Raw genomic sequence first — 22,520 nt, 5'->3', positions numbered from 1 at the left:
TAACTATACTTCACAATTGTGAAATTCACGTGAAACTTGAGAGGTAAATTTATGACAAAGAAAACAAGCAAAATTCACAGTTATTATTATGTAATGCTACATCTACGAGCATTTATCCAACCCAAAATTATAGTAGCACATATACTACATAGATTATGGTAAGGAGGAATCAACTTTATGGTGTCAATCAGCTTATGTATGATTGTGAAAAATGAAGAAGATGTCATCGGTAGATGTCTAGCATCTGTAAAAGACTTAGTCGATGAGATAAATATCATCGATACAGGCTCTACCGACAATACGAAGCAAATTGTAAAACAGTTTACAGATCGGATTTTTGATTTTGAGTGGATTCATCATTTTGCAGCGGCAAGAAATTTTTCATTCCAACAAGCAACAAAGGAGTACATTTTATGGCTAGATGCAGACGATGTATTATTAGAGGCGGATCAAGAAAAATTCAAAGCACTAAAAGAATCCTTAACCCTTGATATAGATGCCGTATCGATGAATTATAATTTAAACTTTGATAATGAAGGAAATGTAAGTTCTCTATTAAGGAGATATCGCTTAGTAAGAAGAGATAAACAATTCCAATGGATAGGTGCCGTACACGAATATTTAGAAGTAGGTGGAAAGCTATTGGATAGTAATATCGCTGTCAGCCATTTACCACTTAGTCATGATCATACGCGAAATATTACCATCTATAAACAATTAGTTGAATCAGGAGAAGCACTCTCTCCACGAGATACATTTTATTACGCAAACGAATTACTAGATCATGGACAATTTGAGGATGCAATATTTTACTATGAAACGTTTTTAACTTCTAAATTAGGCTGGATAGAAGATAATATTCGAGCCTGCTTCAAATTAGCAGATTGTTATTCTCATTTAAATGATACAGAAAATAATTTGAGTTCCATTTTAAGAAGCTTTGAATATGATATTCCACGTCCAGAAGCGTGTTGTAGACTTGGTTTTCATTTTATGGAACAAGTCAAAAACTATGAAGCAATATTTTGGTATGAACAAGCGCTTGTTATCAAGCAAAATCCTAACGCCCCTTTTCAAAATAAAACCTTTACGACATGGTTGCCCCACTTACAACTTTGTGTCCTCTTTGATCGGTTACAACAATATGAAACTGCCAACGCACATAATGAATTAGCCAGATCCTTTTTACCAAATGATGAAAAAATACTGCACAATAAAACATATTTTGATCGTATTTTAAATAAGGGTAATGAAAAATCTTAATTTCCCTCTATATTAATGGGTTAGTTAGTACATTGGTGTAATTTTTAAATTCTAGTAATAGGTTTTAACTATACATTGAATAAAAATACTTTTATCGCTATCGATTTTTTAGAATAACCAAGTAGTTGACTGACCATTTCACCTTTTCCCTCTATGAATACGATATTTGAGAGAGGAGGTGAAACAATGCATTTCGGAAAATTTAAGGAGAGAGTTTGCAGTAAATGTAATACATTCCCATGTTGTTGTAATTCTTGTCCTGCTCAAGGCTGTCCCATTTGGCCTGTTAAACCTACTGGAAAAACTGGTCCTACTGGAGCTACTGGGGCTACTGGAGCTACCGGTGTGACTGGGGCTACTGGCGAACGCGGTCCTACTGGCGTTACTGGCTCTACTGGGGAACGCGGTCCTACTGGCGCGACTGGAGCTACCGGGGCTACTGGCGTTACTGGTTCTACGGGAGCTACTGGCTCTACCGGCGTTACTGGAGTTACTGGTACGACTGGCTCTACTGGTGTTACTGGCTCTACTGGAGCTACTGGTACGACTGGCTCTACCGGGGCTACTGGTGCTACCGGCGTTACTGGTGACACTGGGGCTACCGGTTCTACGGGAGCTACTGGCTCTACCGGTTCTACTGGCGTTACTGGTGACACTGGTGCGACTGGCTCTACTGGGGCTACTGGCTCTACCGGCTCTACTGGTGTAACTGGTGCGACTGGTGCGACTGGTGCGACTGGTGCGACTGGCGTTACCGGTTCTACTGGAGCTACTGGCTCTACTGGTGACACTGGGGCTACTGGGGTTACTGGCTCTACTGGGGCTACGGGAGCTACCGGGGCTACTGGGGTTACTGGTTCTACGGGTGCGACTGGCTCTACCGGCGTTACTGGGGCTACTGGGGCTACCGGAACTACTGGGGCTACGGGTACGACTGGCTCTACTGGCGTTACCGGTGACACTGGGGCTACGGGTACGACTGGCTCTACTGGCGTTACCGGTGACACTGGGGCTACTGGTTTTACTGGCTCTACTGGCGTTACTGGTGACACTGGGGTTACTGGGGTTACTGGGGTTACTGGCTCTACCGGCTCTACTGGTGTAACTGGTGTGACTGGTGCGACTGGCGTTACTGGTTCTACGGGAGCTACTGGCTCTACTGGCGTTACTGGTGACACTGGGGCTACTGGGGCTACTGGCTCTACTGGTGTAACTGGTGACACTGGAGCTACTGGTGCGACTGGCTCTACTGGCGTTACTGGTGACACTGGGGCTACCGGTTCTACCGGTTCTACTGGTTCTACTGGTTCTACTGGTTCTACTGGCTCTACTGGGGTTACTGGCTCTACCGGTTCTACGGGAGCTACTGGCTCTACTGGGGTTACTGGCTCTACCGGTTCTACGGGAGCTACTGGCTCTACCGGCGTTACTGGTGACACTGGGGCTACCGGTTTTACTGGCTCTACTGGTTCTACTGGTTCTACTGGTTCTACTGGTTCTACTGGTTCTACTGGTTCTACTGGTTCTACTGGTTCTACTGGTTCTACTGGTTCTACGGGAGCTACCGGGGCTACTGGCGCTACTGGCGCTACCGGTGTTACTGGCTTTACTGGTTCTACCGGCGTTACTGGTGACACTGGGGCTACTGGCTCTACTGGTGTAACTGGTGACACTGGCGCTACGGGTGCTACTGGCTCTACCGGCGTTACTGGGGTTACTGGGGTTACTGGGGTTACTGGGGCTACCGGAACTACTGGGGCTACCGGATCTACTGGCGTTACTGGTGACACTGGCGCTACCGGGGCTACTGGCTCTACTGGGGTTACTGGCGCTACCGGGGCTACTGGCTCTACTGGGGTTACCGGGGCTACCGGCTCTGCTGGGGTTACTGGCGCTACCGGCTCTACTGGCGCTACCGGGGCTACCGGATCTACTGGTTCTACGGGAGCTACCGGGGCTACCGGATCTACTGGGGTTACTGGCGCTACCGGGGTTACCGGCTCTACTGGGGTTACTGGCGCTACCGGGGCTACTGGCGCTACTGGCGCTACCGGCTCTACTGGTGTTACTGGGGTTACTGGCGCTACCGGGGCTACCGGCTCTACTGGGGTTACTGGCGCTACCGGGGCTACTGGCTCTACTGGGGTTACTGGCGCTACCGGGGCTACTGGCTCTACTGGCTCTACTGGCTCTACCGGTTCTACTGGAACTACTGGCGCTACTGGCTCTACCGGACCAGCATTTACAGAAGGTTTCTCAGCATTTGCTAATGCTTTAACAGTAAGCGCTTCTACTACAATTACTAACTGGAGTGTTGCAGCTCCATATTTCACAACACCAGCTTTCAATCCAACGACCGGAATTTTCACTGTTCCAACAACTGGAAGGTACGCTTTTGAAGCTACAATCAACTACTCAACGACTGCAGCAATTACTGTAACCTTAGGGGCTGGCATCAATCCATCATTTGCTATTCGCCAAAACGCTACAACAAATTTAATAAGCGGGCTATTCCCTTTATTAAATGTAAATGTTATTGCCGTATTGACTTTACGCGCTGTCCTTGGTAATGGGACAGTAACATTGGCTGGAGAAGTCGATTTAAATGCAGGTGATACCATTGATTTATTCTACAATGCTAACGGTTTAACGATAGGGCTTACTCTTGGAGGAGCTAACTCTGGCGGTATTGTATGGTCATGTCACCGAATTTCATAGTATTAAGATCTTTACTGGGAAAGTAGAAGCTTACTTTCCCAGTTTTTTATTCGAGACGTACTTTGATCTAACTAATTTCAAATAAAAAAAGTAGTACAAACATTGATCTTCAAGTTTGCACTACTTACTGATAACCATTTATTCCTTAAAGTATCCAAACATTTCCTTCAACATTTCTTCAGCAACATTTTTACCTTGTTCAACGCACTCAGGTATTGATATTCCTTCGAAGGAACTCCCCGAAAGCTTAACAGTCGGAAAATGTTCACGTAATTCTTGTTTTGAACGCTCAACCTTTGCTTCATGTCCAACCGTATACTGTGGCATAGCATTTTTCCAGCGGGAAACTACAGTCATTAACGGTTCTCCATTTACACCAATTGTTTTCATTAAATCCTGTAATACAGTCTTTTCAATTTCTGTATCAGATAACGCTACAATTGCCTCGTCGCCCACTCGGCCAATATAACTACGTAACAGCACGTAATCATCCGGTGTTGTGCCAGGCCACTTGCGGTTAATCCAAGTACAAGAAGTTATAGAAAAATCACTATTTCGGGAGACAAAAAATGATAATGCATCTAGATCACCTAACTGATCTTTTTTAAATGCCATTGTCACAGTAGCAATAGTTGCTGCCTTCATCGTACTTAATTCATTTAATAATTGGTGTTTACTGAACATTTTTCTTGCCACATTAAATGGTGTAGCAATAATAACAGCATCTGCTTTTAATTGTGTAAAATTGTTTAACACAACTTGGACAGTCCCATCCTTGCCATGCTCAATTTCCTCAACTTTAACACCCTTCATAACTGTCCCAGGAAGTAGTGATTCTTCAAGTTTTTCGATAAGTGTCTCAAGACCATTATTAAATGTTTGAAAAATCCCCTTATCTTTCGTATTGAGTTTGTTACTTAAAAAATTCGCACCAGACTTTTTCATACCAATAAGTAGGCTACGATATTTTTGCTCTAATCCATAGAGCTGCGGGAATGTAGAACGCATGCTTAACTGCTCAATATCACCAGCAAATGTTCCTGCAAGTAATGGTTCTACTAGATTTTCTACAATTTCAGCACCGAATCTTCTTCTAAAAAATTGCCCTAATGGTTGGTCATCATTCTGTGCAGAACGAGGGATGAAAAAATCCCCCGCCGCACGAACTTTCCCGCTAAGTGAAAACAAACCTGATGTAATAAATGACGAGACATGTGGTGTTGCTCCAGACAAAAGATTGCTCGGGATTGGATACAATTGACTACCAACGGCAACGTAGGTAGGTCCTGTGTTGCTTGTAATCATTTCCTGTTCAATGCCTAAATCCTTTGCCAAAGCATATACATAGTTCTCACGGTCAAAAAAGGATTCTGGACCGCGCTCGATAATAAAGCCATCTTTTCTCAGTGTTTGTATTTTTCCGCCAAGACGTAATGACGACTCGACAAGTACGATATCTAACGGCAATTCTTTTGCGATTGCTTCTTTTTGCAAATAGAACGCAGCTGTGAGGCCAGTAATGCCACCGCCTACAACAACTACCTTTCGTCTTTTCTGAGTCACCAACATCATCACTTTCTTTTCGCTTAGCTTAATTTTTTATGAATGGCATCAACCATTGCATCAATAAATAACGGGTGTGTATTTGGCATTGCTGGACGATAATATTTCGCGCCAAGTTCATCACAAACAACTTTACATTCATAATCGTTGTCATATAAAACTTCTAAATGTTCTGTTACAAAGCCAACTGGTGTATAAACGAATGAACGGAAGCCCTTTTGCTCGTAAAGTTCACGCGTTAAGTCCTGAACATCTGGACCGATCCATGGCTCAGGTGTTTGCCCTGCTGATTGCCAGCCAACTTCTACATTGTTTACACCTGTTGCTTCTTTAATTAGTTGAGCCGTCTCAATTAATTGATCTTCATATGGATCGCCTAGTTCTTTAATTTTTTCTGGAAGTGAATGTGCAGACACGATTAAACACGCTTTTTCACGTTCTTCATCAGACATTGCATCAAACGTTTCATTCACTTTCATTTTCCAATACTCAATGAATTTTGGTTCATCATACCAAGATTCTACAGAAGTAATTGTTAATCGATCTCCAGCCGCTTCTGTTGCACGACCATTATATGATTTAATAGAGAACGTTGAGAAGTGAGGAGCTAACACGATAGAAACCGCTTCTTTAATACCTTCTGCTACCATTCCTTCTACAGCATCTTCAATGAATGGGTGAATATGCTTTAAACCAATAAATAATTTGTATTCCACATTATCTTGCACTTCATTTAAGCGTGCACATAAAGCCTCAGCCTGCGCTTTTGTAGCAGCAGCAAGTGGCGATAAACCACCGATTGCCTCATAACGACCGCGTAGATCTTCTAAATGCTCTTCTGATGGTTTGCGACCGTGACGAATATGCGTATAGTAAGGTTCGATGTCTTCTTCTTTATAGGGTGTTCCGTATGCCATGACTAATAAGCCTTTAACTTCTTTCATTACCTTTTCACCTCTAAATAATAGTTAAATATATCTTTAATCGTATAGTATTTGACAAAAAGAAGCTGTCCAATTCATTTGGTTGGACAGCACCCTTTCTACGATGAAATCGAGATATCATTTCATAGAAAAGAAATATGAGAGTTAATACCTTGTTTACATCTATATTAAGAGCGTGCTTGGATTTGTTGAGCACTATACTCATGAATAAGAGCTGTTAAACGTTTTAATACTTCTGGGTCTACCTCTGGGAATACACCATGACCTAAGTTAAAGATATGCCCTGGCATTTCTAAACCTTGATCGATAATATCTTTTGTGCGTTTTTCAATAATTGACCAATCAGCAAGTAATAGTGATGGATCTAAATTGCCTTGTACTGGTTTAGTAATACCGTTTGCACGTGCTTCTTTAATTGGTAAACGCCAATCTAAGCCAACAACATCAACCGGTAAATCATTCCATTCTTTCGCTAAATGGCTTGCACCTACGCCAAACTGAATAAGTGGCACATTTTCTTTTTTCAACTCAGCAAAAATACGTGTCATAATTGGTTTAATGAAAACACGATAGTCTTCAACATTTAAAGCACCAACCCAAGAGTCAAATATTTGGATAGCTTTTGCTCCCGCTTCTACTTGAGCAGAAATATCAGAAATAATCATGTCAGCTAATTTGTCCATTAATGCAAACCAAGCTTGAGGCTCTGATACCATAAATGATTTTGTTTTATTATAGTTTCTTGAAGGACCACCTTCAATCATATAGCTTGCGAGAGTAAATGGTGCACCTGCAAAGCCGATTAGAGGTACATTCAGTTGTTCCTCTGTTAACATTTTTATTGTTTCTAAAACGTACGGTGTATGTTCTTTCGCATTGAATTCGCCTAGTTTTTCTATATCAGCGATTGAGCGAATAGGATTTGAAATTACAGGACCTACACCTGCTTTGATTTTTACATCTACCCCAATACCAGGGAGTGGTGTTACTATATCTTTGTATAAAATCGCTGCATCAACATTGTAATTTTCTACTGGTAATCGCGTTACATATGCACAAAGCTCAGGTTGAAGTGTAATTTCCTCTAAAGAATACTTTTCTTTAATCTCACGATATTCTGGCTGAGAGCGTCCTGCTTGTCGCATATACCATACTGGTGTATGTTCAGTTCTTTCTCCTCGTGCAGCACGTAGAAGAGTTTCATTAAAAGTTGTCATGAATAGTTCCTTCCCCTCAATAAAATTCATATCGTAAAATTCTCTTGTTTATTCCGTTATTATTGATATCCGTTTTCAATAGTAAACGCTTCCTCTGCTATTGTATAGTTTTCATAGTAAAATGTCATAAAATTGTTCTTTCTAAGGGATTTCTTTTTGACAAAGCTTTAGACTTCCACTTAAATGGAGATAAATAACACTATATGCTATAAGCAATTTCACCTTGGTGTTATTGTTGCTTTCGCGCAGATAAACAGTGCGTCCGGATTTTGAATTGTGCTCGTACAATTCATTCCTTTCAAAAGATGAACATTCATAAGGAGGGCAATTTTATGTATATTTATTTAACTTCTGGTACAGGTGATTTTTTAGAACAATTAAAGAGCAAACATCCAAATGAGGAAATGTTTTTAATACACGGAGAAGGGAACTCTGTGCTTATCCATGAAACCGAAGGAAAATCTGTCTTTGCCACACCTCGTAAGTTTGAAGTGCTAGATTCAGTAAATGATTTAGAAGAACGTGGCTTCTTTGTATTCAACAATATTCCCGTTACAGATGAAGGTCGACCAGTTTTTGAACATCGCTTTTTAAATCGAGCACGCGCTATAGAAGATGAGCCAGGCTTTGTAGCATTTCGACTACTTCGTCCATTAAATAGTGAAACATACATTGTCATGACACAATGGAACGGCCCACATTCGTTTGAAGCATGGAAAAGCTCAAAGGCCTTTGCATCCGCACATGCTGAACGTAAAGAACCAACAGGCGTGAATCAGCAAAATATTTTCTCAGCAGCTTCCTATGTCACAACCTATAGCGCTGCTCCAAAGGAAGAAAACGAAGATTAGTTTGGGCCGGCAGGGGATTGCTGCTTTCCGCGGTATTCCCCGGGGGCGCGGGTATTTGTTGCTCTTTCGAGGGTATTCTCTGACCTTCCGCGAGTATTCCACTCGGAGGCGTGGGTTTCTCTGCTCTTCCGCGAGTATTCCACTCGGATCCGCGAGTATTTGCTGCTCTTCCGCGAGTATTCTCCGGAGGCGCGAGTATTTGCTGCTCTTCCGTGAGTATTCTACTCGGATTCGCGAGTATTTGCTGCCCTTCCGCGAGTATTCCACTCAGATTCGCGAGTATTTGCTGCCCTTCCGCGAGTATTCCACTCGGATTCGCGAGTATTTACTGCTCTTCCGCGAGTATCCACCGGGGGCGCGGGTATTCATTGCTCTTCCGGGGTATTCACTGGGGGCGTGGGTATCTCCCGTATACGCGAGTATTCTCTGTCCTTCCGGAGGGAATCTCCAGAACGCAAGGACGCAAGGAATTCATTACTCTTTCCAAGAATATTCTTTTATGAGAAGTGCTGGCCCGCTGTCTATCCCGTTAGTGAAACTATTATGTTATTAATAAAAATCTAGGATAATCTGTTTAAGGAGGTTTTACTGTGAACCAATATCTACTTGAAAAGATTGATGCCCATTTTGATGAAATGGTGGCGATTCGTCGTCATCTACATATGCATCCGGAACTGAGCTTCCAGGAGCAAGAAACCGCTAACTATATTTTTCGATTTTATAAAAATCTAGGCGTACCGGTTGAAACTAATGTCAGTGGATACGGTTTAATTGCGCGAATTAAAGGAAGCAAGCCTGGCAAAACGATTGCCTTACGAGCAGACTTTGATGCACTGCCTATACAAGATGAAAAAGAAGTACCATACAAATCAACTGTGTCTGGCGTTATGCATGCTTGTGGGCATGATGGTCATACTGCTACTTTGTTAATTGTCGGGAAGCTATTGTGGGAAATGCGCGATGAATTAGCAGGAGAATATGTACTAATTCATCAGCATGCTGAAGAGGCTGATCCAGGTGGAGCGATCGGGATGGTACAGGCTGGAGCTTTGAATGGCGTTGATGCTATTTTTGGTACACATCTATCGTCTAACCATCCAACAGGCATGATTGGCTACCGTGTAGGACCAATGATGGCTGCTGTTGATAGTTTTGAAATGAAAATTCAAGGTCAGGGCGGTCACGGTGCTCATCCGCATCAAACAAAGGATGCGATCGTTATTGGCTCTCAGCTTGTTATGAATTTACAACAGCTTGTCGCACGTCGTGTTGACCCAATCGAATCGGCTGTTTTATCAGTTGGTTCATTCGTAGCATCTAATGCTGACAATATTATTGCCGATACAGCCTATTTAAATGGCACAATCCGAACATTTGATAAAGATGTTCGTGAAATGATGGAACGTGAATTTAAACGGGTTATCCAAGGTACTGAAATTGCGCATGATTGCACAATTGAACTAGATTATCGTCGAGGCTACCCTGCTGTTGTAAATCATGAGAAGGAAACACTATTTGTACGTAATATCGCGCAAGATATTTGCGATGTCGCTGAGGTTGAAGCAACTATGGGGGCTGAGGATTTCTCTTACTACTTAGAGGAAAAACCAGGTACATTCTTCTTTACTGGAGCAGAACCAACTGAATATGCCCCACATCATCATCCAAAATTCGATATAGATGAAAAAGGTATGATCATTGCTGCAAAGATATTATTAACAGCAGCACTAGACTATCAATTAGTAGAATAGAAAATAAAGCTCATTTCTCCAAGTCTTTTATTGGAGAAATGAGCTTTTGATTTATTATTTGAATATCAAGGTTTTGAACCCTTAGCCGTCAATTCACTTATAACCACAATGATGATAAAGGTTACATAGAACATTGGCTGTGTGATACTACATAGACCAACTATAATAGCTTGAGTGATCATCGCAAGACGTACAATTTGATTGACTGCTACCTTGCGTGCTTCATCAGGTAAAGGATAAAGCATGTCCATACGGAATTCACCGCTTGATAATAAAGCCGACTTTAATTGTATAGTTGTAGCAAAGCTTAATGCACCTGCAACAATCCATGAAACGACTGGGATATCTACAAAGGCTGCAATAACAGCTGAAATCACTGTTAAACGGAACCATAAATAAAAATGATCATCTGTTCGGATGAATGTACGGAACACCAAGTATTTTTGAGTATTATCCTTGTTGTATGGCACAAATTTGTAAAGCCAGTCAAGCCAACCTCGACGACGGATGCTACCACGTAGATGTGGAACGTCTGTGAAATAATTAGCAAAACGATAGAAGCTCATCATACGATTTTGTTCTAGCCTCACAAAATGCTCATATGGTACAGGCTCACCTGCGCATTTTTTTCTAAATATTACAATATACACACACCCAATTGCAGCAGCAACAATCGCTAAAATAAGTTGAATATGAAGCCCCATGTACAAAGCAACACTAAAGATAACAGCTCGAATTAGCCTGTCCACCCATATCATTTGACCGCGTTCACTATAACGAAAGCTAAATTCACCCTGAACGCTCAAATACTTCAATATAATAATAAGTAGGAACACTGACCAAATTTCAAATGTAGTTAATTCAGTTACAGCCTTTAATAAAGGGATACTAACGATATAAACAATTGCCACAATCCACACCTGTGACCAAAACGTCCACGCTATCGCCTTTTTGAAATACTGTGGCATTTTTGATTCTAAAGGTAATAAATACACTTGGTCTGGCTCTCTCAAAAGTGAAGTTGGACGACTAAATGCTAGTAAAATCCCTACAAATACCGCAATTAATACCTCTGCTGGAAAATCAGATTGTACAATTTTCAGCCATTCACTATATTGATAGCCCCCTGCTCCGATAAGAAATACTAGTACAATCGCTAAATGCCCTGTAAAAATAAATCGCATATATTTTTGCACTTCACCTATATAGTGCATGAAGCGAGAGGACCATACATCACGCAAGTTCTTCATGGTCGCGCTCCTTTGTCATTGCAATATATAAATCATCCAATGTCGCATTTGGCATCGCAAATGCCTTGCGTAAATCCTCCATTGTTCCTTGTGCTCGTACACGTCCTTCATGCAATAAAATTATGCGGTCACAATGCTTTTCAGCGGTCGATAAAATGTGCGTGGACATTAATATAGAAGCGCCCTCTTTTTTCTTTTCATCCATCTGATCAAGCAATGATTGAATCCCAAGTGGATCGAGTCCCACAAAAGGCTCATCAATAATATAAAGACTTGGATTGACTAAAAAGGCACACATGATCATAACCTTTTGACGCATCCCCTTTGAGAAATGAGAAGGGAACCAATTAAGTCGCTTTTCCATGCGAAATTCTTTTAATAATATTTGTGAACGAGCTGCAAGTGTTGCTTCATCTAGACCGTAAGCCATTGCAGTTAATTCTAAATGTTCACGTAATGTTAGCTCATCGTATAATACAGGTGTTTCAGGAATATAGGAAAATGCTGTACGATACTTGTCCGTATTTTCCTTTAACGTCACACCATTTAAACGAATGTCTCCTTCTTTTGGAAGCATTGTTCCGATGATATGCTTAATCGTTGTACTTTTACCAGCGCCGTTCAAGCCTATTAAGCCAACAAGCTCTCCTTTTTCAATTGTAAATGATAAATCTTTAATAACAGGCTTTCTTGTATAACCACCTGTCACATGTTGTACCTCTAATACCGTCATGCCCTCACTCCTCTTCTTGTTTATATTTTATCAAAAATTAGCAAATGATACAGTTATGAGTATGATAGAATGTACTTACATATAAAATAAGGAGGAATTTTCAAATGAGCGATTGCCTATTTTGCAAAATCATTGATGGATCTATTCCAAGTACAAAAATTTATGAAGACGAGCATGTCTATGCTTTTACTGACATTTCGCCCGTAGCAAAAGGTCATACACTATTAATTCCCAAACATCACTGTAAAGACATATTCGAAATGCCTGAGGATGTAGCTCGTAATTTATATGCAGTAGCACCGAAAATTGCAAATGCTATTAAGGCTGCTTTTAATCCAATTGGACTTAATACCATTAATAATAATGGTGCCGCAGCTGGACAAACTGTTTTTCACTATCACTTACATTTTATTCCCCGTTACGATGAAAAAGAAGGCTTGGGCTTAATTTGGCAAACACAAAAATATACACCAGAGCAATTAACTGAAGTTGCTGAAAACATTAAAGCTAACCTTAAATAATTGAAATTCTGACACACTCTAATTGTCAGAATTGTATATTGCATTTTTTTAATTTATAGCGTACAATCACAAATAAGTTTCGCTAACGGTCATGAGGACACGTTAGGAGACAAAAAAGATTAGCATAGTCGAGGAGAGATTAGAAATGAATACAAAGAATTTAGTATTAATGGCACTTTTAGTTGGTGTTGGTGCTACCCTTTATGTGGTCACACCAGGTATGGTAAACGGCATGAAACCTGATTTCATGCTAACAATGATGTTTATTGGCATTTTATTGTTCCCTACTATTAAAGAAACGTTCTTACTTTCTTTAGCAACAGGTGTACTTTCAGGTTTATTTACAACGTTTCCAGCTGGTCTTGTTCCAAATATTATTGATAAAGCAGTAACAGGCTTTGTCTTTTTAGCTGTCTTAATGGTGTTGAAAAGATTGGCAAGCAATTTCGCAGTATCTGCTGCCTTAGTTGGTTTAGGAACAATTTTATCTGGGATTGTCTTTTTAACAGTAGCACTTTTTGTATTCAATGCAAATGTTGGTGCAACATTCGCTGTTCTGTTTGTAGGCGTTGTATTACCTGCTGTAGTATTTAATGTTATTGCTTTTGCAATTATTTATCCTATAGTTGCAAAATTAGTAAAGCGTTCTAAATTCCAAACAGCTATTTCAATTTAATAAAAATGCACGTTCATCTACAGAAGAAACTAAACCGTGATATAAAATCACTCGTTTAGTTTCTTTTTTATTTTTGTATATGTGCATTTCATGGTTTAATAGTAGGTAACACATCATCATTACAGAAATGAGGTATTTAATATGAAAGCAAAACCATTTTTATTTGGACTGACAGCTGGGATTGTCGGCGGTACAATTGCTATACTTTTTTCAACTCCTCAATCAGGACAGCAATTACGTGCTAATTTGCGAGCCAATGCTGCAAGCACAAAGGACAAACTTTTAGATGTAAAACAGCAAGCAGGCACAGTTAAACAATCCGTTGATTCACTATCAAATGAAATAAAAAATAATATACCACTAATAATAAATGACTTAAAACAAACTATTACTACATTTACTGAAGAAATCGAGCCATCAAAAAATAACTTGCAACAAGAAATAGAAGCATTACAGAATTCATTAAGCGAAATCGAGAAAAACGTTGCACAATTTACAGAAAAAAAGAAAAAACCGCAAGAAAAAGTTAGCGACTAAAGTCCTCATGCGTTGATAAAAAAACTATTTTTTTATCAATTTTAATCTATATAATGTTATTTTTTAACCACTTTTCAATTTTTTAATTTTTCTAACTTTAAACTTTTTTTCTTTATTGCTATAATATTTTTAAAATGTTAAAGAAAGTTGTAGGTGATGGCTTTGTCAGAGGAATTATACACTCAAAAAGAAGCGATGCTTTATAGTCAAAGAATTGCGCAATTATCAAAAGCCTTATGGAAAGCAGTGGAAAAGGATTGGCAGCAATGGATTAAACCCTACGATTTAAATATTAACGAACATCATATTTTATGGATTTCGTATCATTTAAAAGGGGCTTCAATTTCTGATGTGGCAAAATTCGGGGTTATGCACGTTTCCACAGCATTTAATTTTTCAAAAAAATTAGAAGAGCGTGGATTCCTTAAGTTTTCAAAGCGTGATGACGACAAACGTAATACGTACGTTGAGTTAACAGAAGCAGGTACAGAACTAATTGTTGAAATGAATAGTAATTATCATAATACGTATCATTCTGTGCTAGAAGGCTCACTAGCTTTAAAAGACCTATACGGTCGCTTCCCAGAATTTTTAGATGTTATGGCTGTTATTCGCAATATATATGGTGAGGACTTCATCGACATTTTTGAGCGTTCCTTTCAGCACTTCCGTGATTCCTTTGACACGATAGAAGAACGTTCAACTGTAAAAGGATAAAAGTGAGACTATCAGGCTTTTAGAGCCGTTGTCGTAATCTATAACTTATTGGTCGTGAAAGCTTATAAAATTATGCTAAAAGAGGTACTTCAGAATTTTTTCTGAGATACCTCCTTTTTCTTGCATTCTAGCATAAATCAATTTACATTAGATAGGACCATTCATACTACGGAGTTGATAATCATGCACTGTTGGAAAATTTTAAATCTTGAACATCATTACGGAACAACGCGTATTATGATCATGTCTGTAATTGTTTTCTTAACTGTCTTTTCTCTTTCTTATGTAACATTTAATTTATTTAATGATGAGCACTATACAGATCAATTGTTTTGGCTATTTGTTATTACTGTATTTGCAATCTATCCAATCCACAAATGCTTACACTTTCTAGCATTGTATGATTTACGTCAACTTTTAAAATTGCGTGTGCGTACCCAATTTTATGTTATTCCTGTTCTACACATGCGTATCCGTGAACCTTTATCGAAAAATCGTTATATTTTAGCTTTACTTACACCATTTATTGTTCTAAATACAACCATTTTATTAAGTACACTGCTATTTCCTGCCTATACCCATTACGGCTCATTACTTTTAGCTTACCATTGTAGTCTATGTGTAATTGATATTCTATATGTGAAATATTTATTGAACTCACCTAAAGACTCCCAGATTGAGGAGACTCCTAAGGGCTATGAAATTTTAGTGCCACCTACTATTCACTAAATTGCTTGTACTTGTGTTTTATTGACGTTTTTTGATATGCTATTAATACTGAAAGAGGGGAGGAATAGACTTGCTGTTAATGATTGTAGTTCTATTCTCGGTATTCTATTTATTTCAAATAAACCGCATGACTTATGCACTGTGCATGCGACGTGAAATTCCCGAAGAAAAACAACCAAAAGTATTCCGAACTATAAATATACTTATTACAATATTACTTGTATCATTTTATATTGAAGTTTTATATGCAGTATAGTTAAAAAGAATAAGGGCATCCGCGCTTGTGCGGATGCCCACATTGTAAAAAAAGCTAAGGACGTTAAACCCTTAGCTTTTCGTCTTTTTTTATTAATTAGTATAGGAACGCTGCACCAACGATAATTAATAAAATAAATAACACAACTAATAAAGCAAAGCCTGAGCCGTAGCCACCGCCACCATATCCTCCGCTGCTCATAACTTCACCCCCTTTCTTTTATATATCCTATGCGCTTGAAAATTTGAAATATAGGCTATACTCAAGGGGGAACCATTTTGTTTTTAAATCGTTTATGTTATAGTAAAAAATGGACGAAACCATGTAAGGAGAGAATATCTACTATGAAAAAGACAGTATTATCTTTAACATTAGCTGCTTCGGTATTAGCGCTTGGTGCTTGTAGCGGAGGAGACAACAAAACGATTGCAACTTCAAAAGTAGGCGACATTACAGTTGCTGATTTTAACAAAACATCAAAGAATTTAGCAGGTTCTCATATACTTTCACAAATGTTGACTGAAAAAGTATTAGCTGATAAATATAAAGTATCAGATAAAGAAGTCAAAGAGTCATATGACGCAACTGCTTCACAATTCGGTGATGACTTTGCCCAAGCACTTTCTGAGAGTGGCTTAACTGAGGAAGGCTATAAAGATGCTTTACGTGTTCAACTTCTTTCTGAAAAGGCTTTAAAAGATAAAGCTTTTAAAGAAGAAGATATCAAAAAACATTATGAGCAAATGAAAACTGAATTAAATGCCCGTCATATTTTAGTAGCAGATGAGAAAACAGCTAAAGAAGTCATTGCCAAAATTAAAGGAGGCGCTTCTTTTGCAGATGTAGCAAAAGAATACTCAACTGATACTGGCTCTGCTGAAAAAGGCGGAGAGCTTGGTTGGTTCTCTGTTGGTGCAATGGTAGATGAATTTAATGATGCTGCTTATGCCCTTCCTGTAAAGACTTTAAGTGAACCAGTTAAAACAAGCTTTGGTTACCACGTAATTGAAGTTACGGACAAGCGTGATGTAAAAGGTGTTGGCTCATTCAAAGATGAAGAAGAAAACATCCGTACTCAAATGTTATCTAAATTAGCGCAGTCAGGTCAAGATCAACAAGTTCTTAAAGATATCATTGCAAAATTGGCAAAAGATGCTGATATTAAAACATCTGATAAAGAATTAGAACCTGTTATCAAGTCCCTTACAACAACAAGTGAGGAGCAAGCTAAAGCTCAAGAAGAAGCAGTTAAAAAAGCTCAAGAACAAGCTCAAAAAGAAAGTAAAGACAACAAAACTGAAGATATTGACAAAAAATAATCTAAATTTGTTGTTATTTTACTATATGAAAAAGGGTTACGCTTATACAGGCGTAACCCTTTTTATATACAGTCGATTTGAAATAAAATTGATTAAAAGTATCTTGAAAACAAGTATGTAGGGAAAATGAAGAGGATTCATTTTGAATAAAGTTTAATCAAAATGAATCCTCTTTCCTTTTAAATGCTATTTCATTTTTTCGCAAAGGCGTTATCACATGACTTGATGCTTTCAGCTTTCTTCCTTTACTAGGAGGCTCATCTGTGACGCTGTCGCCTAGCCTCGAATCCAATCAACTTAAAGACAAAGCATATCCTATGAAGCCTCAAATCTACAATTATTTAATAGACGGCTTATAAAACGATCGATTATCAAGCGGAAATAGTCGCTCAGTAAATTCACCTGGCGCTGTTTTGCCCAATGCTCGTGTTAGCATGTTCATCTTTGCATCAATATTATCAATATAATGCAAGATCTCCGCTTCTTGAATCATAGGTTTTTTCGGGCTGCCCCATTCTTCTTTACCGTGGTGAGATAGCACCATATGTTGCAGTAGCATGACTTCCTCGCCCTCGATCTCTAGTTCACTAGCAATTTTGGCAATTTCATTGACCATAATAGTGATATGACCAAGTAAATTCCCTTCAACGGTATACATTGTTGCAACAGGCCCTGATAGCTCAACAACCTTGCCGATATCATGCAGAATAATCCCTGCATATAACAGGTCTCGATTTAATGTAGGATATAAATCAGCAATTGCTTTTCCTAGTTTCAACATTGACACCATATGATCCAGTAGACCAGACGCATAATCATGATGATTTTTTGTTGCAGCTGGATATACTAATATAGCATCCTGATGTTTTTTAATAGCTGCACGTGTAATTCGTGATATATTTGGATTTTTAATATCGAAGAAAAATTGCGTCAACTCTTCATATAATTCTTCTTTTGGAGTTGCTGAGGAAGGAACTAAATCATTAATAGCAACTCCCTCCTCTGGTTTTGCTACACGGATTGATTTTATACGCAATTGGTTTTTGCCACGATAGTCATGAATTTCTCCACCTACACGGACAATTGCCTCAGCGTGGTACATTTTTTCATGATCTTCATTTGTATCCCATAGCTTTGCCTCAATATCTCCACTTTTATCTTGTAATAACAGTGACATAAATGGCTTCCCAACTGTGGTAACCCCTTTTGTCGCCTGTTTAATTAATAAAAATTGATCAACTGATTCTCCAGCCTGGAGCGTCGTAATACCCTTCATGTTGACGCCACTCCCCTTTCATTTGCTAGTGCTCCTACATCGACTATTTGCTCTTTCTGCCAATGTTCGAGCATCGCGTCATGGCAAGTAAAATATAAAATTTGACGTTCATACCCTACTTCTTTCATTAATTGTACCATGTTGTCTGTACGGTTTCGATCAAAATGGACAAAAGGATCGTCCATAATAAATGGAAATGGCGCAGAAGTTGTCAGTGTTTTTGCTAGTGCCATGCGCAACGAAATATAAGCTTGCTCCTTCGTTGCCTGTGATAATTCTGCCATTTGATAACGTAATCCAGAAACATCCTGTGTAACAAAATAGCCTTCATCATTAATTAAAAGCTTCTCATAACGTCCACCTGTTAACAAATTAAATATTGCATTAACCTCTGTCAAAACATATGGTAGTTTTTCTTCTCTTAGGCGGAACAGTGTTTCATGAATTGCAGTAGCCAATGTCTTTTTTGTAGCCCATTGCCCTATTAGTTGTTGCAACACTGATTTCTCCTCTTCAAACTGTTGAAGCAATTGACCATATTTCTCGTCATTTAGAAGATTCTCCTTTTGGATTTGTAGTGTCGCGCGTTGTTCTAAGCAATGATCTATAGCTACCTGCATTGCGCCACGCTCTTCTTCTAAAGCAAGTAGTTTTTCTTGAAGCTGTTCCTCGTCTATTAATGACTGTTCGTTGTCTACTTTCAGCGAGGCTAGCTGACTCTGAATGGCTTGAAGTTCTGTTGCTATTTTTTGTTGTTGCTCAAATTGTTCATGAGTTTCATAATAAGCCTTCTCTGATTGAACATTCGCAGCATTAAATAACTGAGTAACTTCAGATTCATAGCTGTCTATATGAGATTGAACTCCTTGAATTTTGGTCTGGAGGCCAGTCAACTGCTCTTTTGCTTGTTGGGATATCTGTTGCTCCTGCTGCAAAGTAAGGAATGTATTACGTAAATGCATAAAGATTTCTTGCTCACTATACTCTGCATGTAAGACTCGCTGTACTTGATCTAAAAGCTCAATTTTCTCCGCTTGTACCGTTTGTAGGAGTGTCAATGTACTCTTCTTTTTTGCTGCCAACTCTTGAGCACCACGAATGCGCATAAACAGCTCGGGTAATAATGTTTTCGGTATATTCCCCTCTAAGCGATAGCGCCCTAAAAAATGTTGAAGCGACTGAGTAGCCTCTTCACTCACCTGCTCAGCCCGCTGAATTTTATATTCTAGTTTCACATATTGACGTTCTTTTTCTTGCTGTTGCTCATTTACATGCAGCAAGCGATCTTCAAGTTTTTGTTTTTTCAGCAGGATAGTTTGAGCAATATTTTCCTCCTGCTCTAACTCACGTATTTGCTGACTTTGTTGATTGCTCGGCGCTTCATGCGCTTGTCTAGCAAATTTCAAATATAAAATAATGATCAACGACATGACCGCTCCCACAACGATGACAGCCATATTTTTTTCCATTACACCATAGATAAACGAAAGCATACTTATGGCTAACACAATAAATATAAAAACACTTGGTTGTTGTTGTTTCGAGCGTTGTGACCTTCCATATCGCAATTGTTCAAGCTTTCGCTTACGTTGAGGCCACTGTGCTAAAATATGTTCTTCCTCTGTAGATAATGACTCCTGCTGAAGCTGTTGTTTTAGTTGAGCAATTGTATCTAATTCTGCATGTAGTTGCTCTATAGAACGCAAATGAAATTTCAGCTCTTCTTCCGCTTCTTCTAATAAGCTTAACTGTTGTTGAAACTGTTCCTCTTGTTGTAATGATACTGTCTCCTCAAGCAAACTATCCTGCGCTGTTATTTCCTGAACACCTAATAAACGAAACTGTGCTTCTATTTCTTGCTCGATTAAATACAGCTCATCCATTAAGTTCTGTTCTTTAACAACTAACTGATTCCATGTCGCTTCCTTATTCAAAAGTCGAGACATTTCAGTAATAGTCAGCTCGTCCACCGTTAATTGAAGCTTTTTTTGTAGTTCCTGATACTGCTCCTTCAGCTGCTGCATTTGTAGTGTTTCATGCATAAGCCGATCCTTTAATTGCTCATAACGTCGGATCCCTTCTGGTGGAAACTGCACAAGTTCATAGCTTTTTCGCCTTTGTTCGAAAGCTTTTTGCTGTTTTATAAGCGGCATAGCCTGCTGAAGAATTGTGAGCTGTTGCCAATTTTGCTGCTGTGTTTTTTGCTGACTATATAACTCCTCTAGCCTTTGATCGAGCTGTTGTAATTGTAATAATTTATCCTCAAAGGTCTGAATATTACCCTGCTCTTGTTTAATGGTGCGTTCTAGCTTTTTTAAATGCTCCAATTTTTGATTAACGAGTGGCACTTTGCCTGTTTTTTTAAAAAGCTCACCAGCATCTTTGTCCAATTTCTTCTCTAGAGAAGATAGCTGTTGAATACCTGTTGTCCCTGAGGCAAGCAACAAATGTGTTAGCTCTTCCTCAGACATTTTTTCAATGCCCTGTAGCTCATGTAATGAAAAGGAGAAAATGGACTCAAAGGAGGCTTTTGAATAACCATATAATAGTTTTGCTAACAGCTCCTCATGCCCAATTGTTCCGTCTTCTAGATAAACTGTGACATCTCCAGCTGCCTTTCCTTTCATACGTTCTATCGTGCATTGCCCATACATCGGGTGCAAAATCGTAAGCTGACCACCGAATTTAGTAGATAATTTCGGCTCATATTTACGTTGTGTCTGCTGTTTCGTAGGAAATCCAAAAAGCATTTGTAAAATAAACTGTTGAATGGTCGTTTTACCCGCTTCATTCACACCATAAAAAATGGTAACACCTTCACGTAAAGTAATGGTGATGTTTTCATGCTTGCCAAAGCCATAAATTTGGATTTTTTGTATCGTTAGCATGTATTCACACCCTTTGAATTTCTTCTGCTAATAATTCTTGCGCGTTGTGCATTAAATTTTTAACGTCCTGTTCTGTTAAAGGCTCGATCAGTCTTGCACCACCTGCATGTTGGTATAGTTCCTTTAAAATATCCTTCCATTCAGAAATATCCCATTGCTCCATTAAATTCATTACCGATTCAGTTACAGCAGTATGCTCATACAATACTGACGACGATTGATGTAACACGAGCTTTTGTACCCAACACATCGGTTCCATCCCATCTTCAGCTTCTCTAATAGTTTCTAGCCATGCATCAACTGTAGCATGTTCGAATAAAGATTGTGATTGTTCATCTATATTTTTTAAATGGAGTTCAACAACAGAAGCCCCATACTCTTGACGATTAAGCATCAGTGCTTCTTCACATTTTTTTAGGAGTTCATTTGCATGAAACACATTCGTACAATCCACCTCTACCACGTTATAAACAACAGCAGATGTCGGAACAAATTCCAAATCAGTAGAGGTTTGTGACAAGGTCACGTCATAGAAGCCCTTGATCCCCTGCTCTTTCCGATGTCGACTTTGAATATTGCCTGGATAAACAATCGGTGGATTTTGATGTAAAAATTGTCGTTTATGAATATGCCCTAAAGCCCAGTAATGATAGTTTTTTTCAAGAAGTTGATCTTTCGTGAACGGGGCATAAACAGCATGTGAGGTATCACTAGCTTCACTACCATGAAGCATACCTATATGAATAGCATGCTGGTCCTGTGCAACAGGATAACTATCAATCATTGATTTCGTTATATGACGGTCACTATAGCTGAAGCCATATATATTAACTTGCTGACCACGTATTTTTAATTGCACAACACTTGTTTCAGCTGGTAATTCATAAACGTTGCTCGGTAAAGCAAAGCGTGTCCAAGCACCATTTAAGTGATCGTGATTACCATAACTTAAAATGACCGGGATATTATGTTGAAAGAGTTTTTCCATAGCCTCTTGAAATCGTCTTTGTGCCTGCAAGCTACGATTTTCACCATCATATATATCACCGACAATCAGTAAAAAATCAGGTTTCTCCTGAATAGCTTTTTGAATAATTTTATCAAAAGCTTCAAAAGTACTTGTTCGAATCTTTTTGAAGTTTTGCTCAGGTAAACCAAATAAGCCCTTAAATGGACTATCTAAATGTAAATCCGCCATATGGAAAAAACGAATTGCTGACATCCAATCACCTCAATAAATAATCTATACTTTGTGATCATTCTTTCATCACTCGCAATGTAGTAATTAATTCAGTACATTGGGATTGCTAC

The 22,520-nt window shown here is 39.1% G+C and carries 20 protein-coding genes; 11 read left to right on the top strand and 9 right to left on the bottom strand.

The features are described 5' to 3' along the window. Positions 1-177 precede the first annotated feature (177 nt). Both AC1DCY_RS14630 and AC1DCY_RS14625 read left to right on the top strand, forming a co-directional pair. Positions 178-1,263 (top strand): glycosyltransferase family 2 protein, encoded by a 1,086-nt coding sequence (locus AC1DCY_RS14630; protein ID WP_477351224.1) that lies wholly within the window; start codon positions 178-180, stop codon positions 1,261-1,263. A gap of 186 nt (positions 1,264-1,449) precedes the next feature. Next, complete coding sequence (locus AC1DCY_RS14625) at positions 1,450-3,981, top strand: beta strand repeat-containing protein (protein WP_477351222.1); 2,532 nt, start codon at positions 1,450-1,452, stop codon at positions 3,979-3,981. Between the two features lie 138 nt (positions 3,982-4,119). Here the strand turns inward: AC1DCY_RS14625 and hemY are convergent, their stop codons facing one another. From hemY to hemE, 3 genes are all read right to left on the bottom strand, one after another. Next, complete coding sequence (hemY, locus tag AC1DCY_RS14620) at positions 4,120-5,553, bottom strand: protoporphyrinogen oxidase (protein WP_477351237.1); 1,434 nt, start codon at positions 5,551-5,553, stop codon at positions 4,120-4,122. A 14-nt stretch (positions 5,554-5,567) separates the two neighbouring features. Beyond that, on the bottom strand, positions 5,568-6,488 hold the full coding sequence (hemH, locus tag AC1DCY_RS14615) for a ferrochelatase (protein WP_477351221.1): 921 nt from the start codon (positions 6,486-6,488) through the stop codon (positions 5,568-5,570). 167 nt (positions 6,489-6,655) lie between these two features. Then, positions 6,656-7,705 carry a uroporphyrinogen decarboxylase gene (hemE, locus tag AC1DCY_RS14610; protein WP_477351219.1) on the bottom strand — a complete coding sequence of 350 codons (1,050 nt, stop codon included), beginning with the start codon at positions 7,703-7,705 and terminating at the stop codon, positions 6,656-6,658. A gap of 332 nt (positions 7,706-8,037) precedes the next feature. Here hemE and AC1DCY_RS14605 point away from each other — a divergent pair, with 332 nt between their 5' ends. Together AC1DCY_RS14605 and AC1DCY_RS14600 are read left to right on the top strand one after the other, a co-directional pair. Beyond that, on the top strand, positions 8,038-8,556 hold the full coding sequence (locus AC1DCY_RS14605) for an antibiotic biosynthesis monooxygenase family protein (protein WP_477351218.1): 519 nt from the start codon (positions 8,038-8,040) through the stop codon (positions 8,554-8,556). Between the two features lie 590 nt (positions 8,557-9,146). Next, positions 9,147-10,307: an amidohydrolase gene (locus tag AC1DCY_RS14600; RefSeq protein ID WP_477351216.1), complete on the top strand. Its 1,161-nt coding sequence runs from the start codon at positions 9,147-9,149 to the stop codon at positions 10,305-10,307. 65 nt (positions 10,308-10,372) lie between these two features. Here the strand turns inward: AC1DCY_RS14600 and AC1DCY_RS14595 are convergent, their stop codons facing one another. Continuing rightward, entirely contained in the window at positions 10,373-11,557 is a 1,185-nt protein-coding gene (locus AC1DCY_RS14595; protein ID WP_477351214.1) for an ABC transporter permease, read from the bottom strand. Continuing rightward, the gene (locus AC1DCY_RS14590; RefSeq protein ID WP_403016372.1) at positions 11,541-12,290 is read right to left on the bottom strand and encodes an ABC transporter ATP-binding protein; all 750 of its coding nucleotides are present in this window, start codon (positions 12,288-12,290) and stop codon (positions 11,541-11,543) included. Before AC1DCY_RS14590 ends, AC1DCY_RS14595 begins: the two co-directional genes overlap by 17 nt. A 104-nt stretch (positions 12,291-12,394) precedes the next feature. Between AC1DCY_RS14590 and AC1DCY_RS14585 the strand changes: the two genes are divergently transcribed. From AC1DCY_RS14585 to AC1DCY_RS14560, 6 genes are all read left to right on the top strand, one after another. Continuing rightward, positions 12,395-12,811, top strand: coding sequence for an HIT family protein (locus AC1DCY_RS14585; protein ID WP_049668933.1), 417 nt, complete (start codon positions 12,395-12,397; stop codon positions 12,809-12,811). 145 nt (positions 12,812-12,956) lie between these two features. Continuing rightward, positions 12,957-13,487 (top strand): tryptophan transporter, encoded by a 531-nt coding sequence (locus AC1DCY_RS14580; RefSeq protein WP_477351211.1) that lies wholly within the window; start codon positions 12,957-12,959, stop codon positions 13,485-13,487. A 141-nt stretch (positions 13,488-13,628) separates the two neighbouring features. Further along, positions 13,629-14,024: a YtxH domain-containing protein gene (locus tag AC1DCY_RS14575; RefSeq protein WP_477351209.1), complete on the top strand. Its 396-nt coding sequence runs from the start codon at positions 13,629-13,631 to the stop codon at positions 14,022-14,024. 156 nt (positions 14,025-14,180) lie between these two features. Beyond that, positions 14,181-14,741 (top strand): HTH-type transcriptional regulator Hpr, encoded by a 561-nt coding sequence (locus AC1DCY_RS14570; protein WP_049668930.1) that lies wholly within the window; start codon positions 14,181-14,183, stop codon positions 14,739-14,741. A gap of 183 nt (positions 14,742-14,924) precedes the next feature. Next, positions 14,925-15,470 (top strand): DUF3267 domain-containing protein, encoded by a 546-nt coding sequence (locus tag AC1DCY_RS14565; RefSeq protein WP_477351207.1) that lies wholly within the window; start codon positions 14,925-14,927, stop codon positions 15,468-15,470. Between the two features lie 70 nt (positions 15,471-15,540). Then, a complete protein-coding gene (locus AC1DCY_RS14560; RefSeq protein ID WP_049668928.1) occupies positions 15,541-15,726 on the top strand; it encodes a hypothetical protein in 186 nt (61 codons plus the stop codon). A gap of 96 nt (positions 15,727-15,822) precedes the next feature. Here AC1DCY_RS14560 and AC1DCY_RS14555 read toward each other — a convergent pair whose 3' ends face one another. Then, positions 15,823-15,927, bottom strand: a complete 105-nt coding sequence (locus AC1DCY_RS14555; protein WP_082337661.1) for a YjcZ family sporulation protein — start codon at positions 15,925-15,927, stop codon at positions 15,823-15,825. Positions 15,928-16,004: 77 nt separating this feature from the next. Here AC1DCY_RS14555 and AC1DCY_RS14550 point away from each other — a divergent pair, with 77 nt between their 5' ends. After that, positions 16,005-17,045, top strand: coding sequence for a peptidylprolyl isomerase (locus AC1DCY_RS14550; protein ID WP_477351205.1), 1,041 nt, complete (start codon positions 16,005-16,007; stop codon positions 17,043-17,045). A 337-nt stretch (positions 17,046-17,382) separates the two neighbouring features. Here the strand turns inward: AC1DCY_RS14550 and yhaM are convergent, their stop codons facing one another. The 3 genes from yhaM to AC1DCY_RS14535 are packed head-to-tail and all read right to left on the bottom strand — an operon-like array spanning position 17,383 to position 22,431. After that, on the bottom strand, positions 17,383-18,321 hold the full coding sequence (yhaM, locus tag AC1DCY_RS14545; protein ID WP_477351203.1) for a 3'-5' exoribonuclease YhaM: 939 nt from the start codon (positions 18,319-18,321) through the stop codon (positions 17,383-17,385). Beyond that, positions 18,318-21,209: an ATP-binding protein gene (locus AC1DCY_RS14540; RefSeq protein WP_477351201.1), complete on the bottom strand. Its 2,892-nt coding sequence runs from the start codon at positions 21,207-21,209 to the stop codon at positions 18,318-18,320. Before AC1DCY_RS14540 ends, yhaM begins: the two co-directional genes overlap by 4 nt. 4 nt (positions 21,210-21,213) lie before the next feature. Beyond that, positions 21,214-22,431, bottom strand: coding sequence for a metallophosphoesterase family protein (locus AC1DCY_RS14535; protein ID WP_477351200.1), 1,218 nt, complete (start codon positions 22,429-22,431; stop codon positions 21,214-21,216). Between the last annotated feature and the right edge of the window lie 89 nt (positions 22,432-22,520).

It is taken from the genome of Lysinibacillus sp. 10T31 (assembly GCF_056394365.1).
Note: the sequence above shows the minus strand (reverse complement) of the source record. Positions and strands in the feature narration are given on the sequence as shown.

Excerpts from the sequence above, each read along its gene's own strand:
- AC1DCY_RS14580 (WP_477351211.1), top strand. The coding sequence starts at position 12,957 with ATGAATACAAAGAATTTAGTATTAATGGCACTTTTAGTTGGTGTTGGT.
- yhaM (WP_477351203.1), bottom strand. The coding sequence starts at position 18,321 with ATGAAGGGTATTACGACGCTCCAGGCTGGAGAATCAGTTGATCAATTT.
- AC1DCY_RS14595 (WP_477351214.1), bottom strand. The coding sequence starts at position 11,557 with ATGAAGAACTTGCGTGATGTATGGTCCTCTCGCTTCATGCACTATATA.
- AC1DCY_RS14575 (WP_477351209.1), top strand. The coding sequence starts at position 13,629 with ATGAAAGCAAAACCATTTTTATTTGGACTGACAGCTGGGATTGTCGGC.
- AC1DCY_RS14590 (WP_403016372.1), bottom strand. The coding sequence starts at position 12,290 with ATGACGGTATTAGAGGTACAACATGTGACAGGTGGTTATACAAGAAAG.
- AC1DCY_RS14570 (WP_049668930.1), top strand. The coding sequence starts at position 14,181 with ATGGCTTTGTCAGAGGAATTATACACTCAAAAAGAAGCGATGCTTTAT.
- AC1DCY_RS14625 (WP_477351222.1), top strand. The coding sequence starts at position 1,450 with ATGCATTTCGGAAAATTTAAGGAGAGAGTTTGCAGTAAATGTAATACA.
- AC1DCY_RS14555 (WP_082337661.1), bottom strand. The coding sequence starts at position 15,927 with ATGAGCAGCGGAGGATATGGTGGCGGTGGCTACGGCTCAGGCTTTGCT.
- hemE (WP_477351219.1), bottom strand. The coding sequence starts at position 7,705 with ATGACAACTTTTAATGAAACTCTTCTACGTGCTGCACGAGGAGAAAGA.
- AC1DCY_RS14565 (WP_477351207.1), top strand. The coding sequence starts at position 14,925 with ATGCACTGTTGGAAAATTTTAAATCTTGAACATCATTACGGAACAACG.
- hemH (WP_477351221.1), bottom strand. The coding sequence starts at position 6,488 with ATGAAAGAAGTTAAAGGCTTATTAGTCATGGCATACGGAACACCCTAT.
- AC1DCY_RS14630 (WP_477351224.1), top strand. The coding sequence starts at position 178 with ATGGTGTCAATCAGCTTATGTATGATTGTGAAAAATGAAGAAGATGTC.
- AC1DCY_RS14540 (WP_477351201.1), bottom strand. The coding sequence starts at position 21,209 with ATGCTAACGATACAAAAAATCCAAATTTATGGCTTTGGCAAGCATGAA.
- AC1DCY_RS14585 (WP_049668933.1), top strand. The coding sequence starts at position 12,395 with ATGAGCGATTGCCTATTTTGCAAAATCATTGATGGATCTATTCCAAGT.
- AC1DCY_RS14605 (WP_477351218.1), top strand. The coding sequence starts at position 8,038 with ATGTATATTTATTTAACTTCTGGTACAGGTGATTTTTTAGAACAATTA.
- AC1DCY_RS14535 (WP_477351200.1), bottom strand. The coding sequence starts at position 22,431 with ATGTCAGCAATTCGTTTTTTCCATATGGCGGATTTACATTTAGATAGT.
- hemY (WP_477351237.1), bottom strand. The coding sequence starts at position 5,553 with ATGATGTTGGTGACTCAGAAAAGACGAAAGGTAGTTGTTGTAGGCGGT.